The organism is Saccharothrix sp. ST-888 (genome assembly GCF_000955975.1).
Lineage (GTDB): Bacteria > Actinomycetota > Actinomycetes > Streptomycetales > Streptomycetaceae > Kitasatospora.
On sequence record NZ_JYJF01000431.1, the window covers coordinates 1 to 384 of the forward strand.

General features: G+C 64.6%; 1 protein-coding gene. It reads left to right on the forward strand.

Annotated elements, in window-relative coordinates:
• Positions 1–193: 193 nt before the first annotated feature.
• The coding region (gene rplW / locus UK12_RS38825; protein WP_082120152.1) for a 50S ribosomal protein L23 at positions 194–384 on the forward strand (191 nt) is incomplete at its 3' end.

Sequence of the window (384 nt, forward strand, 5' to 3'; positions counted from 1 at the left end):
GGCCTGGACTTGCGGATGCCCATTGGCTTCACCCGTCCTCGTCCTTATCGCCGACCACGAACGCCGTCAGGCAGCGACCGGACCACCGAAGATGTCGAGGCGGTTCCCCTCCGCCAGCGTCACGGTTGCCCGCTTGTCGCTCTTGCGCTTGCAAAGTCCGGTCGAGGAGGGCTGGCGCTAGGCATAGCGGTGCATCTGCGCGAAGGGCGACTCGCTCCTCGGCGAGAACAAGCAGACGTTCATCGTGTCGCCGGGCGCCAAGAAGACCAAGATAACGCAGGCCGTCGAGCCGGTCTTCTCGGTCAAGGTCGAGGCCGCCAACACGAGCAACCGTCAGGCCAAGCGCAAGCGCTCCAAGACGAGCTTTGGCAAGCCCAAGGACAC